Source organism: Psychrobacter sp. AOP31-B2-9 (assembly GCF_052378005.1).
Classification (GTDB): Bacteria; Pseudomonadota; Gammaproteobacteria; order Pseudomonadales; family Moraxellaceae; genus Psychrobacter.
On the sequence record NZ_JBQSXG010000195.1, the window covers coordinates 1 to 4,385 of the forward strand.

At 42.4% G+C, this 4,385-nt stretch carries 6 protein-coding genes; 5 read left to right on the forward strand and 1 reads right to left on the reverse strand.

What is annotated here, in order from left to right:
* The first annotated feature begins 203 nt into the window (after positions 1 to 203).
* The 3 genes from ACT3SX_RS14085 to ACT3SX_RS14095 all read left to right on the forward strand — a co-directional run bounded on the left by ACT3SX_RS14085 (position 204) and on the right by ACT3SX_RS14095 (position 2,294).
* Positions 204 to 1,208 (forward strand): replication initiation protein, encoded by a 1,005-nt coding sequence (locus tag ACT3SX_RS14085; RefSeq protein ID WP_444761796.1) that lies wholly within the window; start codon positions 204 to 206, stop codon positions 1,206 to 1,208.
* A complete protein-coding gene (locus ACT3SX_RS14090) occupies positions 1,195 to 1,674 on the forward strand; it encodes a hypothetical protein (protein ID WP_444761797.1) in 480 nt (159 codons plus the stop codon). The genes ACT3SX_RS14085 and ACT3SX_RS14090 overlap by 14 nt, the downstream gene beginning before the upstream one ends.
* Positions 1,675 to 2,123: 449 nt before the next feature.
* Positions 2,124 to 2,294: a hypothetical protein gene (locus tag ACT3SX_RS14095; protein WP_444761798.1), complete on the forward strand. Its 171-nt coding sequence runs from the start codon at positions 2,124 to 2,126 to the stop codon at positions 2,292 to 2,294.
* Here ACT3SX_RS14095 and ACT3SX_RS14100 read toward each other — a convergent pair.
* Positions 2,286 to 2,615, reverse strand: coding sequence for a hypothetical protein (locus ACT3SX_RS14100; RefSeq protein WP_444761799.1), 330 nt, complete (start codon positions 2,613 to 2,615; stop codon positions 2,286 to 2,288). The two genes, ACT3SX_RS14095 and ACT3SX_RS14100, sit on opposite strands and share 9 nt — an antisense overlap.
* Before the next feature lie 138 nt (positions 2,616 to 2,753).
* Here ACT3SX_RS14100 and ACT3SX_RS14105 point away from each other — a divergent pair, with 138 nt between their 5' ends.
* Both ACT3SX_RS14105 and ACT3SX_RS14110 read left to right on the forward strand, forming a co-directional pair.
* Entirely contained in the window at positions 2,754 to 3,734 is a 981-nt protein-coding gene (locus ACT3SX_RS14105; RefSeq protein WP_444761800.1) for a MobA/MobL family protein, read from the forward strand.
* Entirely contained in the window at positions 3,731 to 4,282 is a 552-nt protein-coding gene (locus ACT3SX_RS14110) for a hypothetical protein (protein WP_444761801.1), read from the forward strand. The genes ACT3SX_RS14105 and ACT3SX_RS14110 overlap by 4 nt, the downstream gene beginning before the upstream one ends.
* The last annotated feature ends 103 nt before the right edge of the window (positions 4,283 to 4,385 follow it).

A 4,385-nucleotide genomic window follows, 5' to 3' on the forward strand; every position in this document is an offset into this window, starting at 1 on the left:
CTTTAGGTAGTACCTACTTCACCCCTTGATTTATAAGGCTTTGCACAATGGAAAACAAAAGGGTAAACTAATAAAAAGACAAAACCCCCAACGCTTGCAGGCGTTGAGGGTTTTTAGAATACTAATCAGTGGTGGCTGATATAGTGCTTCTGTTGCAAGAGCCATTATATCATGCCATCACGCTAAAACAAGCGTGTAATGTAATGCAAAACTTAAAGCAGATTGACCCTACCCAATGGGAAAAAATCCCAGCCTTAGCCATATTCTATGATGATTTAGCAAGTAGCCCTTATTGCACTAATCAAAAGGGTTTTAGCCATATCCGCACCAAATCCCACGCCATACGCCACACCCACATACAACCAAATCACCCAGCCGTCTGTAAATGGTTAGCGTTTGATATTGACGACCCAAATGCCCTATTTACTTGCTTTGACGAGGGTTTGCCACCACCACAAATTATAATCAAAAATCCCATAAATGGACACGCCCATTATCTATACCGCCTAACAACCGCAGTCGGCATTTTCGGACGTTCCAGCATTAAAGCGGTTCGATACCTTGCAAGCGTTCAGAAAGCCCTAGCAGACGCTTTAGGCGCTGATAACGGCTATAGTGGCAACCTAGTTAAGAACCCATGCCACACAGCGCATGAAACGTATCTGACAGGCGCACAGCCTAGCTACACACTCGCAGAACTGGCAAATCATCTTGACTTAGAGCCGTTATATACAAATAAGCCAGCACAAGAGTCAGCAAATGATGCAGGGTATGGGCGAAATTGTGCCACGTTTGAATACACACGCCATAAAGCCTACCCAATAGCCAACCGATATAACCAAACCCAGCTATTCAAAGAGGTGTTAGCAATAGCTCTTTATTTTAACGCTAATTTTGATGTACCCATGCAACACAATGAAGTTAGGCATATTGCATGGAGTATTACTCGATATTGCAAATCAGGACGTTTTGGAGAGTTTAGCGAGCAATCAAAGGCTAAGTTTAGCCGTATTCAATCATGCAGAGTTAAGCGAGCCAACAAGAAAGGGGCTTGTAATAAGGGTGGTTTAGCACGTTCCGCTATCTATACCCCCAAACGCCAGCAAGCCCAGCAAATGCACCAGCAAGGCGTTAAAATAGGCAAAATTGCTACCGCCTTAAATATACACCGCAACACAATAAGGAACTGGATAAATGAAAATAGCTGATTTAGATAAAAAAACTTTTTATTCTTATTGCTTATACACCCAGCGACAAAGGGGCTACAAATCAAATTGGGCGTTTGTCATGGTAAAAAGCCAGTTTGGGGAGTGGGTAGATAAGAAAATGAAAGCTGAAACCGAAGCACAGCAACCAACAGAGGATTTTTTAAAATGGCTTGATGAATACCAATCAAACTATATGAAGCAACGCAAGGAAGAAAACAAAACGAGAGAGCAAGCCGAGTTAACGAAACCGCCTAAGCCTAAGCCAAGGAAACCGCCTAAGCATGATGTAGAACGACAAATGCGAGAGATTGGAGAGAAGTTAGCAAAAGAGGGCAAAGATTTTACCAATATTTCAGATGAAAGACTTAAAAGCGAAATGCGAGCATGGCATATCAATGAGTATCACAAGAAAAAACTTGCCAAAATGACAGAACGAGAGCAGCTTATAGACTTGTTTTTTATCTAACGAATATCCGTTAAAAAAATGCACTAGTGCCACCGTAATCAGATAATAGCCCCGTAAGGGGGTTTTTTTTATCTACGCTGTTAAGCTGACCTAAACAATAAATCTTGCTTAGGCTAGTTAAAAATATAAAAAATTAATCCGTCTTTTTCAATCGACCGCAGTCGATTGCCGCGATCATGATTTTAAGACTAATGTGCTACCGTTTCGTATCTATCCTTTTAAACCTAGTCTGATTACGTGCCTAATTAGCTCAAATTAGCCTCTTAGCGCCGTTCTTTTTATGCTTTGGCTACCCTTGTACCGTTTAACAACCTTCAAGCCCTTGTAGCTCGTTTGAGCGTATCCGTTACTTTGGCTCTGTGATAATTATCTGATTGACTTAATTAGTTATTGCAATGCACTAACAACGTTAATACAATGGGTGAACATTACATCAAGAGGACTAAATCATGACAAACAAGACCAATGACAGCACGTTCACTTGTCGAGCTGACAAAGACCTGATCGAGTCGTTTAAGCGCATAGCCAAAGACAATAACCGTACCGCAAGTCAACTGGTTAGAGATTATATGTTGGCTTACGTCAAGAAAAATGGACAGGGTAAGTTAGATTTAGAGTGAGTTATCTTCGTTCTTGTTTCTAGCTACCACTTGTTTTAATTCATCGAGCAGTGGGGCAATTCTTTTCAAATCAGCAGCACGAGTGACATGGGTACTTGCATTGTCAATTATGAACTTAGCGATACCAGCGTTACTTTTGGCAAGTGATAAGAACATACCACCGATAATAATTTTTTGACCATTCTCTAGTGAGTTTTTTTTAGCCATTAGACGGTTTCTTTCAGCTTCATTTCTAGCTAATTTTTGTTCTATGGTTAGCATGCCTTTACCTAAAATATTAATTGTTTGTGCTAGTATACCATTGTAGTTTTGTCTTTTCACTTGTCTGTCTTTTTAGATAAGTGCGCATTTACGACTTGAGAAATTTATTCCACGTTGTTGCATAAATTTTCAAGTCCTAAATACGTCCTGCGGAGCAAAAGACAAAACCTTAAAGACCTTACTAGCGAGATTTTAAAAATGGCAATTTACTATGCGACCACCAAACCGATTAGCCGTAGTAGTGGCAGAAGTGCAACCGCATCAGCTGCATATCGTGCAGGGGTAAAAATTGAAGATAAACGCTCAGACAAAACCCATGACTACAGCAAGCGTGGCGGTGTAGAAATGGCGTTTGCCTTCGATAAAAACTTAAAGAAAATTGACCGTAGCGAGTTATGGAATAAGGCGGAGCTTGCCGAAAATCGTAAAGATGGGCGTACCGCTAGGGAGTGGGTTTTAGCCATACCTCACGAGCTGATACCCGAAGATAAAGACAAGCGTAAAGACCTTAAACAAAACGAGGGTGCAAGGGTAGCGGTCAGGTTCGCCAAAGCCTTAGCAGAGCGATACAACGTAGCCGTTGATGTGGCTATTCACACGCCCGACAAGCAAGGCGATAACCGCAATTATCACGCCCATATTATGACCACGACAAGAGAGTTTAGCCATACAGACAAAGGTATTGAGCTAGGCGACAAGGCAGCCATTGAGCTATCCAACACCAAGCGCAAAGCATTGGGGCTAAGTTCCTCAAATACTGAAATTAAAGAGCTACGCAAGGAATGGGAAAACATCGTAAACGCTCAGTTAGAAAAGCTAGGTATTGAAGAACGCATCGACCATCGAACCCTAAAGCAGCAAGGGGTAGAGCAGAAACCAACGATTAAGATGGGTTGGAAAGCGTCAGCAATGGAGCGTAGGGGCATTGTTACCGACAAAGGCGATCTAAACCGAGAGATTACCGCAGACAATCAGCAGTTGCGCGACCTACAGATAGAATTTGCAGCACTTACAGAGGCTAAGACAGAGATAGAGAACGTCAAAGAGCAAGCCAAAGGGATGCAGGACTTCAAAGCAGAATATGAGTTATTCAAACAAGCGCAGCAGCAACAAAAATTAGAACGTCAGGAACTCGAAAAAACCCACGATAAGCAGCAGGACAGAGGCATTGAACCATGAGCGATGACAGCACAAAACAGCATCTATTTGCACTGATGGCACACGCAGAAGAACAGCAAAAAAATATTGACCAAGCCATCGACATCATCAATAAACAACAAGCCCAGATAGAGAGCTTGCACAAACAACTACCACGCCTCGCTCAGCAGTTATTTACGGACTCTCTCAATGGTGCTAGAACGTCTATAGAAAGCGATTTAAATAACCATGCAACCAAAGCAGCGCAAGACCTTAGACAAGCATCTAGGGAGGCAAAGCAAGCAGCACAAGCAATTAAAAAAGAGACAAAGGCTCTTGATTGGAAACACGCATTTATGACGGTAGGGGCGATTTTAGGAGCTTGTGTGTTAGTGGTACTAGGCGCGACCCTGTTAATACCGAGTTTGGACGATGCAGCAGAGCGTAGAGCGACGGTAAAAGAACTGAATAATGCAGGTGGGGCATTGCAGACGGCAAACTGTGAGGGCGAGCTGTGCGTTAGGGTTATGACTAAGCAATGCGGTTTTGGCAGTAGTAAAGATTATTGCGTTTTAGATTTAAAAGACTAACGCCCTAGCGGTTGTTGGGTCAGAGTTAGCCAAGACAAGCGGAAAAAGCCCCGCTTGATCTTGGCTAACTCTCGACCTTAAAGTTATATAGTAATATGGGTTA